This window comes from Pseudomonas protegens, assembly GCF_003732485.1.
In the GTDB taxonomy this organism is placed as follows: domain Bacteria; phylum Pseudomonadota; class Gammaproteobacteria; order Pseudomonadales; family Pseudomonadaceae; genus Aquipseudomonas; species Aquipseudomonas protegens_B.
This window is the reverse complement of sequence record NZ_MOAK01000073.1, coordinates 12953-29277: the sequence shown is the minus strand read 5'-3', so window position 1 is coordinate 29277 and position 16325 is coordinate 12953. Positions and strand designations below refer to the sequence as shown.

Below are 16325 nucleotides of genomic sequence, written 5' to 3'. Positions count from 1 at the left end.
TTGCCGGCGAAGGCGATCTTGCCGGCCCCTTCGCTGGCAAGCCAGCTCCTACAGCCACGAGATTTAGGCCTTGCGGTGGGCAACCAGGAATCCCAGGCCGTGGGACACGGAAATCACTTTCACCCCCGCCGCCCGCTGCTGTTCGCGGATCTCGCGGTGGAAGGCCTTGACCTTGGTCCAATGCATTTTCGGCCGGTAATGGTGCTCGGCGTGATAGCCGTTGTTCATCCAGATCAGGTTGTACAGCGGGCTGTAGGAACTCACGCCCCAGGCAATCGGCAGGTCCGGATTGCCCCCCAGATGCTCGTAGTAGCCATTGAGCGACGACAGCGACTGCCCCAGGTACCAGAACGGCAGCAGCACCAGCACCGCATGCCAGTCATACAGCGCCAGGGCCAGATAGAACGCCACTGTGACGCCGATCTCCACTTTTACCCAACGAGCATCGTCAGGCCGTTTGCGCTGCATTTCCTGATAGATCTCCTTGGGATCGTCGCGGAAAAAGCTCAGAAAAGTGTAGGCCCAGGGATTGTCCGGCTGGCCATTCTTGCCATGCAGGTAGATCGATAGCGGGTCCACGGTCTGGCCGTGGGCGTCCGGCAGGTCGGAGTTGCCCCGGTGATGCCGGTTGTGGATGTCGCGGTACAGGGTCTGGGAGAAACCTATGGTCACCGACAGCAGCAGATCGAAGGCGCGGTTCATCCACCCGGGGGTGAAATAGGCGTTGTGGATCTGGTTGTGGGAAATGCTGTTGATGCTCCACGACAGGCTGACTGAATACAGCAGCGCTGCCGGGACGATGAACCACCAGGACAGGGCGTGGAAATCCAGCACCAGCCACAGGACAAAGGCGAAATGCGCCACGGCCATGACAATCGGAATCAGGTCCCAAAGGGAATAGGCCAGTAGACGGTAGGCAGGTCGAGCCATGAAAAACTTCCTGAGAAATTGAGTGCATGGCCGTCGTTGCAAAGGCCAGACCAGTTTTCCCTGGAAGCGCCGCAGGCCGGGTTGCGGCCTGCGGCTGCGCGCCTCAGAACTTGTAGCTGATGGCGGTCTGCACCTGCCCCTGGTTGACCTCGCCCCGCTGGCGAACGATGGAGCTGTCCGCTGCGGAGTTGACCAGGCGGATCCAGCTGGCACTGGCCACCAGCGACCAGTTGTTGCCCAGCGGCACCTGGATGTTCTGGCTCAGGCTGAAGTTCTGCAGGCCGCCGCCGGCACTGTAGCGATCGATACCCGAAGCCAGGGCTTCCTTGGCGTTGACGCCATAGAAGGTCTGACTCTGGCGGGCGTCGGCAAAGTGCAGGGTCAGGTTGTTGCTACCGATGATGCCCATGCCCAAGGGGTAGCCGATCTCGCCTCCGACCTTGCCCAGCATGCCGCCCTGGCCACCGCCACCGCCGACGGCCTGGCCCACGGCGGCGAACACCCGCCAGAAGTCGTCCGGAGCGTATTGCACGAAAGCCCCGACATCGGCCATGTCGTGCACATCCCGCAAGCCGCGCAGCTCGCCGTCGGCGTTACGCCCCTGCAGGTAATTGATATAGGGGCCGGCGCTGAAACCATTGCCCTTGAACGCATCCCAGGTCAGGCCGTCGTCGGTACTCAGGCTGACGTCGCCCCAGTCCAGGTCCAGGTATGGCAACGGCACAGTGTCATAGCTGCTGCCCGTGGGGTCATGGGGTTGATAGCCAACGCCCAGGCCGAGTTCGCCAGTGATGTCGGAGTCGGCAAAGGCACTACAGGCAACGGTCAGCGACAGCAGGCCGGCGAGTAAAGCGGGGGAAGAAAGCCGGGGCATGAATGAGTTTCCTTGTCTGAACATGCGCGCATCAATCATCAGAGCGCCCCTCGGGCGCAAGCACTGATGTTGTTTGTAGCGACCTACAAAAATTGTAGCAAGAACACTACAAATCTCCCGCCACCCTCGCCAGAGCCCCAGCCCTGCTGGGTTATCGCAACTTGGCACAGTCCCTGCTCTACCCCTGCCGCAAGCGCAAACAGCGCTCTTATTCAACAGGTAACAGCAGATGATGCACTGGCATATCGTATGTGACTTCGACGGGACCATCTCCCGCACCGACGTGATCGATAACGTTCTCCAACGCTTCGCCGACCCGAGCTGGGAAGGCATAGAGCAGGAATGGCTGGACGGTCACATCGGCTCCCGAGAATGCCTCAGCCGCCAACTGGCCCTGGTCAAGGCTTCGCCCGCCGAACTGCTGGGCTACTTCGACAGTGTCGAAATCGACCCGGACTTCCCCGACTTCGTCGATCACGTGATCGGCCTGGGCGCTTCCATCGAAGTGGTCAGTGACGGCATCGAGCAAGGCATCGCCCGCATTCTGGCACGCAATTACGTGACCCTGCTGCCGATCCTCGCCAACCGCCTGCGCCAGGTCGACCACAACAGCTGGCGCATCGACTTTCCCTACGCCAGCGACGCCTGCCGCGCCGCCTCCGGCAACTGCAAGTGCAAATCCACCCCACGGGGCAAACGCGTGCTGGTGATCGGTGATGGCCAGTCGGACATGTGCGTGGCTTCCACCGCCGACTTCGTCTTCGCCAAGGATCGCCTGGCCGACTACTGCGAACGCAACAAGATTCCTCACGCTCGGTTCGACTCCTTCGCCGAACTGCCGGCGCTGTTGGCAGAACTGCCGAACAACGCGGCCAACGCGACCAATTTCTCCCTTGAAACCCAGGAACTCTTCCACCATGTCTGATATCCGCATCGCTACCCCAGAAGACCAGATCCTTCTGGAAAAAGAAGCCAAGTACTGCTCCTACGGCGATACCGTTCACTACATCGAACCCCCGCGTATCTTCAGCCGCTGCGAAGGCTCCTACGTCTGGGACACCAGCGACCAGGCCTACCTCGACCTGCAGATGTGGTACTCGGCGGTGAACTTCGGCTACGCCAACCCGCGCCTGAACAATGCCCTCAAGCAACAGATCGACACCCTGCCGCAGATTGCCAGCCAGTACCTGCACAAAGGCAAGATCGAACTGTCGGAAATGATTGCCGTGGACGCCAAGAAGAAGTTCGGCCTCGACGGTCGCGTGCACTTCAACGTCGGCGGTTCGCAGTCGGTGGAAGACTCGCTGAAAGTGGTGCGTAACGCCACCAACGGCAAGAGCCTGATGTTCGCCTTCGAAGGCGGCTACCACGGTCGTACCCTGGGCGCTTCGTCGATCACCTCCAGCTACCGCTACCGTCGCCGCTACGGCCACTTCGGCGAGCGCGCGCAGTTCATTCCGTTCCCGTACCACTTCCGCGGCCCCAAGGGCATGACCAAGGAAGAATACGGCAGCCACTGCGTGCAGCAGTTCGCCCGCCTGTTCGAGACTGAATACAACGGCGTGTGGGACCCGAAAGTCGGCCAGAGCGAATACGCGGCCTTCTACGTCGAGCCGATCCAGGGCACCGGCGGCTACGTGATCCCGCCGATGAACTTCTACAGCGAGCTCAAGCATGTGCTGGACCAGCACGGCATCCTGATGGTGGTGGACGAAATCCAGATGGGCTTCTACCGCACCGGCAAGCTGTGGTCGATCGAGCACTTCGACGTCAAACCCGACGTGATCGTGTTCGGCAAGGCACTGACCAACGGCCTGAACCCGCTGGGCGGCATCTGGGCCCGTGAAGAGCTGATCAACCCGGGCGTGTTCCCACCAGGTTCGACTCACTCCACCTTCGCCTCCAACCCGCTGGGTACTGCGGTGGGCCTGGAAATGTTCAAGATGACCAGCGAGATCGACTACGGCGCGATGGTCATGGAAAAGGGCAAGTACTTCCTGGCCGGCCTGCAGGACCTGCAGAAGCGCTACCCGATCATCGGCGACGTCGACGGCCTGGGCCTGGCCCTGCGCTGCGAGATCTGCACCACCGACGGCTTCACCCCGGACAAGGCGACCCTGGACTACATGGTCGAGGAAGGCATGAAGGGCGACATCGAAATCGACGGCCAGCGCCTGGGCCTGATCCTCGATGTGGGCGGCTACTACAAGAACGTCATCACCCTGGCCCCGTCGCTGGAAATCAGCTACGCGGAAATCGATCTGGGCATCGCACTGCTCGACCGCCTGCTGGATCGGGCCATGAAGCGATGAGCGCCGCTGAGATCGATCTGGGCGAAGGCGACGCCGGCTTCGTTCTCGGCACGGGTCCGGTCGGGGTCTTGTTGATCCACGGCCTGACCGGCACCCCGACGGAACTCCGTCGGGTGGCCCAGGGCCTGGCCAAGGACGGTACGTGCACGGTGTACGTACCGACCCTGCCCGGGCACTGCGGGGACAACAGCGACCTGCAGGCCACCGGCTGGCAGGACTGGTACGAGGGCGTGCGCAAGACCTTTGTCGGCGTGCAGCAGCGTCACGAGCAAGTGTTCGTCGGCGGTCTGTCCATGGGCGCAGTCATGTCCATGTACCTGGCGTCCGAGCATCCGGGGCAGATCAGTGGCCTGCTGATGTACTCCACAACCCTCAAGTACGACGGCTGGAGCATCAACAAGCTGGCGTTCCTCACCCCGTTGCTGATGAAGATTCCCTTTGGCGTGCACATTTGCCGCTTCGAGGAAAAACCGCCCTACGGCATCAAGAACGAACGCCTGCGGGCCATCGTCGAGAAGCAAATGAAAGCCGGTGAAAGCAGCAATGCCGGGCTCCTGACCATGGAGGGCGTGACGGTGCGCGAGTTGCACCGGATGAACGCCGTGGTCAAGAAGCGCATGCCTTCGATCATGACCCCGGCCCTGGTGCTGCACTCCAGCGAAGACGACATCACCAGTACCTGGAACGCCGACTACGTGGAGCGCAAGCTCGGCGGCCCGGTGACCAAGATTCTCCTCGACAACTGCTATCACATGATCACCGTGGACCTGCAATACCAGCGGGTGATCGAGTTGAGTACGGACTTCATCCAGCAGCGAGTGGTGGCACCTGCGGTGCGCGAAGACTACCGACAGCTGGCGTGACTTAAGGAAGCGACGTGATTACCGCCCAAGCCTATTCCACCATCCAGGCCATCGAGCGCAGCGCCTGGAATGACTGTTTTCCAGAAGCCCTGGAGGATTGGGACTATTACCTGGCCGTGGAAAAAGCCGCCATCGCCGACTTCCAGTGGCGCTACCTGGCACTTTACGAAGGCTCGACCCTGGTCGCGGTGGCGCCGGCCTTCACCACTCAGTATCGGCTCGACACCACGGTTTCGGGCCTGGCCAAACGCTGCACCGAACGCCTGGAGCGCCAGTGGCCCGGGGTCCTGCAACTGCGCCTGTACGCCATCGGTTCGCCGGTGGCCGAACAGTGCCATGCGGGCACCGCCAGCCATGTCCCGCCCCAGCGCCGGCAGGCCCTGCTGGAACAGTTGCTGCAGCTGGCTCGGCGCGACGCCGACAGCTTCGGCATCGGCCTGATGGCAGTCAAGGATGCGCCCAGCAACGACCCGCAATGGGCCGCCAGTTGCCTGGCCGCCGGCCTGCAGGCCATGCCGAGCCTGCCCAGCGCCATGCTCCCGGTGTCCTTCGCCTCGATCGATGCGTATCTGGGTACCCTGGGCAAATCCACCCGCAAGGACCTGCGGCGCAAGCTGCGCGCCCCGGGACCGCGCATCGAATGGCGCCAGCGGATCGACGACGTGCTGCCGGACATCATGCGCCTGTACGAGGCGACCCTGAACCGCAGTGACCTGCAGTTCGAACGCCTGCCGGCGGACTATTTCACCGGCACCCTCGAGCAACTGGGAGATCGCGCGGCCTGCGTCCTGTACTGGGTCAACGACCAACTGGTGGCATTCAATCTGGTGCTTGTCGACCAGCATCGGCTGATCGACAAGTTCTTTGCCCACGACCTCAATCTCAGTCGTGAGCACAACCTCTACTCGCGCAGTTGGCTGGCCAATGTCGACTACTGTATCCAGCAGCACATTCCCTTGTACGAGTGTGGTCAGGCCGGTTATGCCAGCAAGTTGCGCCTGGGTTGTCGCTTCACCGGTAACATGTTGTTTTTCCGACATCGCAATCCCTTGCTCAATGCCCTACTCAAGGTGATAAAACGCTTTGTCCGCCCGGATCGCTCCGACCCCGCCATGGCTGCTGCAATAAGCGAAAGTACATGACCAGAAAAGATCGTCGCCCGCCCCGCCCCTTTGCCATCTCCCGCTGGAGCCTGCAGCGCAAGCTGGTGTTGGCGTTCTGGCTGGTCAGTGTGATTCCCACCATGATTGCTGCGGAACTGGCCGCCACCACCCTGTCGGAAATCTTCGACAGCAACGTGCGCATCTGGCTGCAGGAATCCACCAAGATCGTCGAGGACGAGATCACCGAGATCCTCCATGACAACGCGCGGATCGCCCAGTTGTTCCTGCGCTATACCCGCCCCCCCAGCGATCGCAACGCGGCCAAGCACGACAAGCTCACGGCGGACATTGCCGACTCCATGGGCATCGACGTGGTGGCGCTGATCCGCAAGAGCGACCACAAGGTGATGTTCACCACCGCCTCCGACGACGTGGTGGGGCAGATCAGCACCGCTTCCAACGCCGTGCTGCAAACCATCCAGGTCGGCGGCGTGGCCACCGGAGCGGTGGTCTCGACTTTCCAGACCCAGCTCGAGGGGGTCGACTATCAGCTGTTGATCGCCACCTACCTGGACGCCAGCTTCCTCACCAGCGTGGCCGATGTACATTCCCTGGACCTGCGCCTGTACCTGGCCAAGGCCGATGATTTTTCGGAGATCTTCGCCACCCAGCGCTTCGAGGACCACCCGCCCCGAGTGCCGCACAAGATCGAAGACATCCTGCGCGCCACCCGTCAGCCGACCGAGCAGTTCACCAACCGCTACAGCGGACTGTACCGGCCGATCTTCAACGACAGCGGCGACCTGGTGGGGGTGATTTTCAGCGGTCTACTGCGCCACAGCAGCCTGGTGGGCCTGGTCAACCAGAGCAATCTGTTCATCCTGATCTTCCTCCTCAGCTCGGCAGCCTCGCTGTGTGTCGGCTGGCTGGTGTCGCAACGCCTGACGCGGCCCTTGCGTGGCCTGTCCAAAGGCGTCCAGGCAGTGATCGCCGGCGACTACCGGCAACGGGTGCCGGTGATCGGTGGCGACGAACTGGCGGAGCTGAGCAGTACCTTCAACCACATGAGCGAGCGCCTGGGGGAGCTGCAGCACCTGGAGGCCCAGTTGCGCCGTCGCGACCGCCTGCACGCCCTGGGCGAAGTGGCCATGGGCCTGGCCCACGAGATCCGCAACCCGTTGGGCATTATCAAGACCGCGACGCAGTTGCTGCACCGTCGGGCCAACCTGCCGGAAAACGACAAGCGCCACCTGGAATACGTGATCAGCGAAGTCAGCCGGATCAACGACCTGATCACCGAGTTCCTCGATTTCGCCAAGCCCAGCGCCCCGATCCGCGCCACGCAACTGGTACGCCCGCTGGTGGAGGACCTGCTGGGCTTCTGCACCCCGGAACTGGCGACCCACAATATCGACGCACGGATCGACGATCAGGCACCCGGTGCGACCATCCACGCCGATGCCCGGCAGCTCAAGCAGGCCTGCCTGAACCTGATCCTCAACGCCATCGACGCCATGCCCGGGGGCGGCCGTATGACTTTGGGCATCGCCCAGCAGGAAGACGAAACCATCATCAGCGTCAGCGATACCGGCCAGGGCATCGAGCCGGACATGCTGGAGCGCATCTTCACCCCATTCGTCACCACCAAGGCCTCGGGCACCGGCCTGGGCCTGGCGAAAGTCTTTTCGATCATGGAAAGCCATGACGGCCACATCGAGTGCGTCAGCGAAAAAGATGCCGGCGCCACCTTCAGCCTGTACATTCCGGCCAACGGTGAAGAGGACGACGAGGACACTGATGACGCATAACCTGCTGGTGGTCGATGACGAACCCAAACTCTGCGACCTGCTGTCCTCGGCCCTGAGCCAGAACGGCATCCAGGTGTTCACGGCGGGCAATGGCCTGCACGCCCTCAAGGTGCTGGAGCAGGAAGACATCGACCTGGTGATCAGCGACTGGCGCATGCCGGGGATGGACGGTCCCCAGCTGCTGGCGGAGATCAAGCAGCGCTACCCGAACCTGCCCGTGATCGTGATGACCGCCTACAGCACGGTGAAGAACGCCGTGCAGTCCATGCGCAACGGTGCCTACGACTACATTGCCAAGCCCTTCGATATCGATGAGCTGGACATCACCGTCAGCAAGGCCCTGCAGTTTCGCGACATTCTCAAAGACAACCAGCGCATGCGCGCCGAACTCGACGAGCACCAGCAGTTCGACAGCCTGGTGGGCGACAGTCCGGCCTTTCGCCAGGTACTGCAGGCGGTGGACTCGGTACGCGAGAGCAGCGCCACCATTCTCCTGACCGGAGAAAGCGGCACGGGCAAGGAGATGGTCGCCCGGGCCATCCACAAGCACGGCAATCGCGCGGACAAACCCTTTGTCGCCGTCAATTGTGCGGCCATTCCCGAAGGCTTGCTGGAAAGCGAGATGTTCGGCCACCGCAAGGGCGCCTTCACCGGCGCCGTGGCGGACCGGGTGGGACGCTTCCAGCAGGCCGACAAGGGCACCCTGTTTCTCGATGAAGTGGGCGACATGCCCCTGGCCTTGCAGGCCAAGATCCTCCGTGCCCTGCAGGAACGGGTGATCGAGCCGGTGGGCGATCCCCGGGAGCGCAAGGTCGATGTGCGGGTGATCGCCGCGACCAACAAGAACCTGCTGGAAGCCGTGGCCAACAAGGAGTTCCGCGAGGACCTGTACTACCGCCTCAACGTCTTTCCCATTCCCTTGCCGGCGCTGCGCGAGCGGGTCGAGGACATCGCCCCACTGGCTCGCCACTTTGCCCATAGCCTGGGGGCCACCGCCGGCAAGCGCATCACCGGCTTCAGCCCCCAAGCCCTGCAAGCCATGGCCTGCTACAGCTGGCCAGGGAACATCCGCGAACTGCAGAACTGCGTGGAGCGGGCCACCATCGTCGCCCGCGCCTCGGTCATCGAAGAGAGTGACCTGCCGGGCTATCTGTTCGACACCCCGCCGACGGGAGCCGAGGGCAGCGTAGCCCTCAGCGTCGGCCCGCAAGTGCCCAGCGACCTGGACGCGGCCCTGGCTGAAGTGGAGCGGGCCTACATCCTCGCGGCCCTGCACCAGAGCAACGGCGTCCAGGCGGCGGCGGCGCAGATGATCGGTATTTCCGAACGCAGCTTCTGGTACCGCCTGAAAAAGCTGGGCATTCAGGTGGACAAGATCGTTCGTTGAGCCGGTGTTGCCTCATTCGCCGGCACGCCGGCTCCTACAGGCCCATGGCCTTACAGCACATTTGCGCTATCCACCGGCTCGATCTGCGCCCAATGGGAAGTGTCTGCACGGTGGTTCTGCAGATAAGGCAGCACCGCCGCCAGCAAGGGCGCCTTGAAGGCCTCCTGGAAGCGATGGGCCAACCCCGGAATCAGTTTCAGCTGGCTGCCCTGGATCTGCGCCGCCAGGTGCACCCCATGCATCACCGGCAACAACGGATCGGCGGTGCCGTGCACTACCAGCGCCGGCACCCGCAGTTGCTTGAGCAGAGCCACCCGACTCGGCTCGGCGAGGATCGCCATGATCTGGCGCTTGACGCCTTCCGGGTTGAACGCCCGGTCATAGGACAGCGCAGCCTGATGCAGCAGGACCTGACGGTCATCCGCGACCTTCGGGCTGCCCAGGGCTGCCAGCAGGTCCGCCTGTTGCTCCAGGGCCGCTTCGCGGTTTGGCGCATTGCGCCGGGACAATAACTGCACCAAAGCCTCATTCGGCGCCGGCAGGCCTTCGGCACCGGAACTGGTCATGATCAGCGTCAGGCTCTCGATTCGTTGGGGTGCCATGGCCGCCAGATGCTGGGCAATCATGCCGCCCATGCTCGCCCCCAGCACATGGAACTGCTCGATGTGCAGGGCATCCATCAGCCCCAGGGCGTCATCGGCCATGTCGCTCAGGGTATAAGGCGCGGCCACGGGCAGGCCGAGTTTGTAACGCAGCACTTCGAAGGTCAGGTTGGCGCTGGCCGGAGCCTGGCGCCAGGTGGACAGGCCGACATCGCGATTGTCATAACGGATCACCCGAAACCCTTGCTGACACAGGGCCTCCACCACTTCGTCCGGCCAGTGGATCAATTGTCCACCCAGGCCCATGACCAGCAGCAAAGCCGGATCGGAACTCCGACCGATGCTTTGGTAGGCCAGGCTCACCTGCGCCAGGTCGACCCGTTGCGTGGGTACGTTGACATCGCAGCGCGCAGCCGCAAAAGACAGCTGGCCGAGCAAAAGCCCGGCCAGCAGGATGACAGTGGAAAACAATCTTGCCCGCATGGAAAACACCGAAACGCAGAACCCCAGTAGAGCGCGAGTCTGATGAACTTCGATGTTTCGCGCTGCCACAGTTGCGTGACAGTTTGATGAAGCCCGCCCAGCGGTCACCGCGCAGGCGGCGTTTCGCTTGCCGACGAAGAGGAGCTGATGCTTGCCTCCGCTTTCACCGATTAGCCGGCTCCTACGGGCTCAGGCCAGTTGGCTACGCAGTTGGCGGGCCGCAGCCACCATGTTCACCAGGGCCGCTTCGGTTTCCGGCCAGGCGCGGGTCTTCAGGCCGCAGTCGGGGTTGACCCACAGTCGCTCGGCGGAAATGCGTTTGACCGCCTTGCTCATCAGCTTGACCATCTCGGCAGTGTCCGGCACCCGCGGCGAGTGGATGTCATACACCCCCGGGCCGATGTCATTGGGGTAATCGAAGGCTTCGAAGGCTTGCAGCAACTCCATGTCCGAACGGGAAGTCTCGATGGTGATCACGTCGGCATCCATGGCGGCGATGGACTGGATCACATCGTTGAACTCGCTGTAGCACATGTGGGTATGGATCTGGGTTTCGTCCCGCACACCCGAAGCGCTCAGACGGAAGGCCTGCACCGCCCAGTCCAGGTATTCCAGCCATTGCGCGCGGCGCAGGGGCAGGCCTTCGCGGAACGCCGCCTCGTCGATCTGCACGATCTTGATCCCGGCCTGTTCCAGGTCCTGCACTTCATCGCGCAGGGCCAGGGCCAGTTGCTGGGCCTGGACCTTGCGCGATAGGTCTTCCCGCGGGAAGGACCACATGAGCATGGTGACGGGCCCCGTGAGCATGCCTTTCATGACCTTGTCGGTGAGGCTCTGGGCGTACTGGATCCAGTCCACAGTCATGGCCCGGGGCCGGCTCAGGTCGCCGTAGATGATGGCCGGCTTGACGCAGCGCGAGCCGTAGCTCTGGACCCAGCCGAAGCGGGTGAACAGATAGCCATCCAGTTGCTCGGCAAAGTACTCCACCATGTCGTTGCGCTCGGCCTCACCGTGGACCAGTACATCCAGGCCAAGGCTCTCCTGGATCTCCACCGCGTGGCGAATCTCGCTGCGCATGGCATCGGTGTAGTCGTTGAGCGACAGCTTGCCCTGCTTGTAGGCCTGGCGCGCCAGGCGGATCGACGCAGTCTGCGGGAAAGAACCGATGGTGGTGGTGGGAAAGACCGGCAATTGCAGCCGCGCTCGCTGCTGTTCGATACGTTGGGCAAAGGGCGACTGGCGCTGGCTGTCGGCGGAGCTGATGGCCTTGATCCGGGCCTGGACCTGGGCCTTGTGAATCCGCGGGGACCGGGCACGACTGGCCTGGACCTCCCGGCTTTGCGCCAGGGCCGCTTGTACCGCCGGGGCCTGGGGATCGTTCAGGGCGTCACGCAGGACCGAGATTTCGCCGCATTTCTGCACGGCAAACGCCAGCCAGCTTTTCAGCTCGGCATCCAACTGGTCTTCCCGGGACAGGTCCACCGGGCTGTGCAGCAGTGAGCAGGAACTGCTGACCCAAAGGTTGTCGCCGAAACGCTCCTGGGCCACCTGCAACTGTTGCAGGGCCTGCTCCAGTTCGCAGCGCCAGACGTTGCGCCCGTTGACCAGGCCCACCGAGAGAATCTTGTAGCTCGGCAGTCGATCCAGGATCTGGCCCAGTTGTTCCGGGGCCCGTACCGCATCGATGTGCAAGCCGTCCACCGGCAGGCCCACCGCCAGGCCAAGGTTGTCTTCCAAGCCGCTGAAGTAAGTGGCCACCAGCTTTTTCAGCGGCGAGTACTGGAGGATGTGATAAGCCCGCTCGAAGCCGCTCTTCCATTCCTGGGGCAGGTCGAGGGTCAGGATCGGCTCGTCGATCTGCACCCACTCCACGCCCTGGGCCTTGAGGCGATTGAGGATCTCGCCGTACAACGGCAACAGGCGCTCCAGCAGATCGAGCTTGTTGAATGCATTGCCCTTGGCCTTGCCCAGCCACAGGTAGGTCAAGGGACCGATGATCACCGGCTTGACCTGATGACCCAGGGCATGGGCTTCATCGACTTCGTCGAACAGTTGTTCCCAGCTCAGCTTGAACGGCTGGTCGGCGCTGAACTCGGGGACCAGATAGTGGTAGTTGGTGTCGAACCACTTGGTCAGTTCCTGGGCGTATTGCGCCTGGCCATGTTCACCGCAGCAGCCGGCACTGGCGCCACGGGCCATGGCGAACAGGGTGTCCAGGGTCGGACGGCCCTGGGCATCGCGGACAGCGTCGAAACGCTCGGGAATCACTCCGAAAGTCAGGGAGTGGCCGAGCACCTGGTCGTACCAGGCAAAGTCACCCACTGGCAGCAGATCGATGCCGGCGTCCTTTTGCACTTGCCAGTGCCGAGCCCGCAGCTCGCGGCCGACCCCTTGCAGCGCAGCCTGATCGAGGTCGCCCTTCCAGTAGGCTTCGAGGGCTTTTTTCAGTTCGCGGTCAGCGCCGATGCGGGGAAAACCGAGGGTGTGGGCCAGTGCCATGGGAAAGTGCCTCCTTGTAAAAGATGGCGCTATTGTCGACAGCCCGGACAACATGAGACAAACTCAACCTTTTCGTATTGTTCACAAAATTTATTCATGGAGATCCTGGTGCTCGAAATCCGTCACCTGAAGACCCTGCACGCCCTGCGCGAAGCCGATAGCCTGGTTGAAGCCGCCGAACGCCTGCACCTGACCCAGTCCGCCCTGTCCCACCAGTTCAAGGAGCTTGAAGAGCGCCTGGGCATGCCGCTGTTCGTGCGCAAGACCAAGCCGGTGCGCTTCACCAGCGCCGGCCTGCGCCTGCTGCAACTGGCCGATGCCACCCTGCCACTGCTGCGCGGCGCCGAACGTGACATTGCCCGCCTGGCCGGCGGCACCGCCGGCCGCTTGCACATGGCCATCGAGTGCCATAGCTGCTTCCAGTGGCTGATGCCCACCATCGACCAGTTCCGCGATGCCTGGCCGGAAGTGGAGCTGGACCTGGCCTCGGGCTTTTCCTTTGCACCGCTGCCGGCACTGGCCCGGGGTGACCTGGACCTGGTGGTGACCTCCGATCCCCTGGAACTGGCCGGCATCACCTATGTGCCGCTGTTCACCTACGAAGCCATGCTCGCGGTGGCCAATCAGCACCCCCTGGCCAGCAAGCCCTACATAGTTCCGGAAGACCTGCTGAGCGAAACCCTGATCACCTATCCGGTGGAGCGGGATCGTCTGGACATCTTCACCCGCTTCCTGGAACCGGCCGACATCGAACCGGCGCAGGTACGCACCTCGGAACTGTCGGTGATGATGATGCAACTGGTGGCCAGCGGCCGCGGTGTGTGCGGTATGCCCCACTGGGCCCTGCATGAATACAGCTCACGAGGTTATGTGAAGGCCAAGCGGCTGGGTGAGAAGGGGCTGTTCGCCACCCTGTACGCAGCGATTCGCGCCGACATGCTGGACGCGCCCTACATGCGTGACTTCCTGCTGACCGCCAAGGACACCTCGTTCTCGACCCTGGACGGCGTCAGCGCCGTGCGCTGACTCCCAAATCAGGCAGGAGCGGGCTTGCCGGCGCACAGGATCAGCGCTGCACTTCGCGCCACATATGGATCTTGTCGAGATAATCCTCCCCCACGCACACCGCCTGGGGTTCCAGCCCGAACTGGACAAAGCCGCAGCGCCGGTACAAGGACAGCGCTGCGTCATTGCCCGCCGTCACCGTCAGTTGCACCAGGCGCAGCCCTTCATGGTCGGCAGCCTCCGCCAGCAAGCTCTGCACCAGTCGATAACCCAGGCCGCTGCTACGCTGCTCACCCGTGACATAGAGCCCGAAAAGAGTCGCCTTGTGCCGGGCTTTCTCGCGAAGTTCAAAGGCCAAGCCGACGATCCCCAGCAGGTGCCCCTCGGAAAAGGCCCCCAGCAGCAGGTCCAGCTCGCCGTCCAGGCGCGCGGCCCACCAGGCCAGAGGCAGCTTTTCCCGCTCCCTGACACTGGAAGTGAACGCCTGGGGATGGCGGTCATAGGCTTCGAGCATCAAGGCCCGGTATTGCTCCACATCGTCAGGGGTCAGGCGTTGAATCTGCAGGTTCATCGAAGGTCGTCAATCCATCACATTCAGTTGGTTCGGCGTTGTTCGAACATCAACCGCACCGCCAGCCCCGCCAGCACGAAGCCCATGAAATAACGCTGCACCGAAAGCCAGGTGGGGTTACTGGCGAACCAGGAGGCAATGCCTGCGGCGAACAGAGCAATCAGCAGGTTTACCGAGAAGCTCACGCTGATCTGGGTCAGGCCGAGAATGAGGCTCTGGGAGAACACCGAACCGTGCTCGGGATGAATGAACTGCGGAAAGATCGACAGGTAGAACACCGCGATCTTGGGGTTCAGGGCGCTGGTCAGAAAGCCCATGGTCACCAGCTTGCGGGGCGAGTCCGCCGGCAACTGCTGGGCTTCGAAAGGCGAGCGCGCGCCGGGTTTGAGCGCCTGCCAGGCCAGCCACAGCAAGTACAGGGCACCGGCCCACTTGAGCACTTCATAGGCCATGGGCACCGCCATGAACACGGCAGTCAGGCCCAGTGCAGCAGCAAACAGGTGGACGAAAAAACCCGCCACGACCCCCAGTAACGACGTCACCCCGGCCTTGCGCCCCTGGCAGATCGAACGGGAAATCAGGTAGATCATGTTCGGGCCCGGGGTCAGCACCATCAGCAACGAGGCCGCGGCGAAGATCAGGTAGTCGTGGAGTGGAATCATGGCAGTCCTTGGCAAGGGGGAGTCAGGCGAGGCTCGCCTGGGCCTTGCGATAAAACGGCAAGATCAGATCCCGTGTCAACGGCGCCAGGAATAAATCACCATCGCCGGCCGGATCGATCCAGCGCACCTCCTCGATCTCCGCCGCCGGGGTCACCGCAGTGTCGATGCGAACAAGAAAGACCTCGGCTTGCACCACATGTCCGGGCTCGTTGGCGGCCGGTGCGCAAAACTGTTGCAGATAGCGGGCCTGGTTCGTATCGATGCGCAGGCCCAGCTCCTCCTCCAGCTCTCGGGCCAGGGCCTGCACCGGCGGCTCGCCGGCTTCGATCTTGCCGCCAGGCTGCATGAAGGCCTGGGTGCCGCGCTTGCGCACCAGCAGGGTCTGGCCATCGGCCCCCAGCAACAGGGCGGCGGCGATACGGATGATGGAGGGTGCAACGGCGGAAGACAGCGACATGGGAACCTGAAAACCTTGAGAACGAAGGCGCAAGGATCACATGTCCGGTGGCGGGCCGTCATCCGCCAGCCGTATTTTTGCTGTTGTTCAGGGCCTCGTCTCAGCTCCCCGACTGCTGCTCTCGCGCCAGTTTGACGAATACGCTGTAACGGCCGCCTTCCATGGTTTCAAAGGCGATCAGTTTGTCCACCAGGGGCAGGCTCAGCACCTTGCCGGCGTTGAGCAGAAGCATGCCGTTGTCGGCATTCAGGTTACGCGCCAGCACCATACCCGCCGCCAGCTCCCGGGTGCCGAGGACCTTGACCGAAGGGTCACCCAGAGTCACATCGCTGAGGTACACCGAGCACACCTGGATAAACCCCTCCACCAACTCGGGGTCGTACAGCCGGCCGGCGTATTTACGGATGAACACCAGCGCCTCGTCGCTGTTCATGTGCCGTTCGAGAATCAGACCGCACTGCAATTCAATGAAATCCACCGCCAGCTTGAGCAGCCGCGAGCCCAGGGGAATCGCCTCGCCCTTGAGGTGATCGGGAAAACCGCTGCCGTCCCAGTGCTCCTGGTGATGGCGGATCAGGCGCGCCGCATCCTGCACCGGTTCCAGGGTCATCAGCAGGGATTCGCTTTGCGCCGGATAGGCCCGATAGCGTTCACGCTCATGGTGATGCAGCCAATCGGCCGGGGTGATCATCATGCTGTCGCTCCAGCTCAGCTTGCCGATGTTGTGCAGGGCCGCGGCCATGGCCAGGTCGCGCTGAGCCACGGCGTC

General features: G+C 62.8%; 15 protein-coding genes. 7 read left to right on the top strand and 8 right to left on the bottom strand.

The window, feature by feature from the left end; genetic code table 11:
* Positions 1-63: 63 nt before the first annotated feature.
* On the bottom strand, positions 64-930 hold the full coding sequence (locus BLX41_RS18350; protein WP_123726037.1) for a fatty acid desaturase family protein: 867 nt from the start codon (positions 928-930) through the stop codon (positions 64-66).
* 103 nt (positions 931-1033) lie between these two features.
* Positions 1034-1843 (bottom strand): MipA/OmpV family protein, encoded by an 810-nt coding sequence (locus tag BLX41_RS18345; protein ID WP_123726036.1) that lies wholly within the window; start codon positions 1841-1843, stop codon positions 1034-1036.
* A 190-nt stretch (positions 1844-2033) separates the two neighbouring features.
* On the opposite strand from BLX41_RS18345, the gene BLX41_RS18340 reads away from it, so the two are divergent.
* From BLX41_RS18340 to BLX41_RS18315, 6 genes are read left to right on the top strand one after another with little or no spacing between them, the layout of a single operon-like run.
* Positions 2034-2729: an HAD-IB family phosphatase gene (locus tag BLX41_RS18340; RefSeq protein WP_123726035.1), complete on the top strand. Its 696-nt coding sequence runs from the start codon at positions 2034-2036 to the stop codon at positions 2727-2729.
* The gene (locus BLX41_RS18335; protein ID WP_123726034.1) at positions 2722-4116 is read left to right on the top strand and encodes an aspartate aminotransferase family protein; all 1395 of its coding nucleotides are present in this window, start codon (positions 2722-2724) and stop codon (positions 4114-4116) included. Before BLX41_RS18340 ends, BLX41_RS18335 begins: the two co-directional genes overlap by 8 nt.
* Positions 4113-4979 (top strand): alpha/beta hydrolase, encoded by an 867-nt coding sequence (locus BLX41_RS18330; RefSeq protein ID WP_123726033.1) that lies wholly within the window; start codon positions 4113-4115, stop codon positions 4977-4979. Before BLX41_RS18335 ends, BLX41_RS18330 begins: the two co-directional genes overlap by 4 nt.
* Positions 4980-4993: 14 nt before the next feature.
* On the top strand, positions 4994-6121 hold the full coding sequence (locus BLX41_RS18325; RefSeq protein WP_123726032.1) for a GNAT family N-acetyltransferase: 1128 nt from the start codon (positions 4994-4996) through the stop codon (positions 6119-6121).
* Positions 6118-7890 (top strand): sensor histidine kinase, encoded by a 1773-nt coding sequence (locus tag BLX41_RS18320; RefSeq protein ID WP_123726031.1) that lies wholly within the window; start codon positions 6118-6120, stop codon positions 7888-7890. Before BLX41_RS18325 ends, BLX41_RS18320 begins: the two co-directional genes overlap by 4 nt.
* A complete protein-coding gene (locus tag BLX41_RS18315) occupies positions 7880-9277 on the top strand; it encodes a sigma-54-dependent transcriptional regulator (RefSeq protein ID WP_123726030.1) in 1398 nt (465 codons plus the stop codon). Before BLX41_RS18320 ends, BLX41_RS18315 begins: the two co-directional genes overlap by 11 nt.
* 50 nt (positions 9278-9327) lie before the next feature.
* Here BLX41_RS18315 and BLX41_RS18310 read toward each other — a convergent pair whose 3' ends face one another.
* The gene (locus tag BLX41_RS18310) at positions 9328-10362 is read right to left on the bottom strand and encodes an alpha/beta fold hydrolase (RefSeq protein ID WP_123726029.1); all 1035 of its coding nucleotides are present in this window, start codon (positions 10360-10362) and stop codon (positions 9328-9330) included.
* A gap of 189 nt (positions 10363-10551) precedes the next feature.
* Entirely contained in the window at positions 10552-12861 is a 2310-nt protein-coding gene (metE, locus tag BLX41_RS18305; RefSeq protein WP_123726028.1) for a 5-methyltetrahydropteroyltriglutamate--homocysteine S-methyltransferase, read from the bottom strand.
* 108 nt (positions 12862-12969) lie between these two features.
* Between metE and metR the strand changes: the two genes are divergently transcribed.
* Entirely contained in the window at positions 12970-13887 is a 918-nt protein-coding gene (metR, locus tag BLX41_RS18300) for a transcriptional regulator MetR (RefSeq protein ID WP_123726246.1), read from the top strand.
* 40 nt (positions 13888-13927) lie between these two features.
* Here metR and BLX41_RS18295 read toward each other — a convergent pair whose 3' ends face one another.
* The 4 genes from BLX41_RS18295 to BLX41_RS33755 form a co-directional block, all read right to left on the bottom strand.
* The gene (locus BLX41_RS18295; RefSeq protein WP_123726245.1) at positions 13928-14431 is read right to left on the bottom strand and encodes a GNAT family N-acetyltransferase; all 504 of its coding nucleotides are present in this window, start codon (positions 14429-14431) and stop codon (positions 13928-13930) included.
* Between the two features lie 29 nt (positions 14432-14460).
* Complete coding sequence (locus BLX41_RS18290) at positions 14461-15099, bottom strand: LysE family translocator (protein WP_123726027.1); 639 nt, start codon at positions 15097-15099, stop codon at positions 14461-14463.
* Between the two features lie 22 nt (positions 15100-15121).
* Positions 15122-15556: an NUDIX hydrolase gene (locus BLX41_RS18285; protein WP_123726026.1), complete on the bottom strand. Its 435-nt coding sequence runs from the start codon at positions 15554-15556 to the stop codon at positions 15122-15124.
* Between the two features lie 100 nt (positions 15557-15656).
* On the bottom strand, positions 15657-16325 hold a 669-nt coding region (locus BLX41_RS33755), incomplete at its 5' end, for an HD-GYP domain-containing protein (protein ID WP_185073662.1).

Coding starts and splice junctions, on each gene's coding strand:
- BLX41_RS18315 (WP_123726030.1), top strand. CDS start 7,880: ATGACGCATAACCTGCTGGTGGTCGATGACGAACCCAAACTCTGCGAC.
- BLX41_RS18330 (WP_123726033.1), top strand. CDS start 4,113: ATGAGCGCCGCTGAGATCGATCTGGGCGAAGGCGACGCCGGCTTCGTT.
- BLX41_RS18335 (WP_123726034.1), top strand. CDS start 2,722: ATGTCTGATATCCGCATCGCTACCCCAGAAGACCAGATCCTTCTGGAA.
- BLX41_RS18340 (WP_123726035.1), top strand. CDS start 2,034: ATGATGCACTGGCATATCGTATGTGACTTCGACGGGACCATCTCCCGC.
- BLX41_RS18345 (WP_123726036.1), bottom strand. CDS start 1,843: ATGATTGATGCGCGCATGTTCAGACAAGGAAACTCATTCATGCCCCGG.
- BLX41_RS18310 (WP_123726029.1), bottom strand. CDS start 10,362: ATGCGGGCAAGATTGTTTTCCACTGTCATCCTGCTGGCCGGGCTTTTG.
- metE (WP_123726028.1), bottom strand. CDS start 12,861: ATGGCACTGGCCCACACCCTCGGTTTTCCCCGCATCGGCGCTGACCGC.
- BLX41_RS18285 (WP_123726026.1), bottom strand. CDS start 15,556: ATGTCGCTGTCTTCCGCCGTTGCACCCTCCATCATCCGTATCGCCGCC.
- BLX41_RS18290 (WP_123726027.1), bottom strand. CDS start 15,099: ATGATTCCACTCCACGACTACCTGATCTTCGCCGCGGCCTCGTTGCTG.
- BLX41_RS18320 (WP_123726031.1), top strand. CDS start 6,118: ATGACCAGAAAAGATCGTCGCCCGCCCCGCCCCTTTGCCATCTCCCGC.
- BLX41_RS18350 (WP_123726037.1), bottom strand. CDS start 930: ATGGCTCGACCTGCCTACCGTCTACTGGCCTATTCCCTTTGGGACCTG.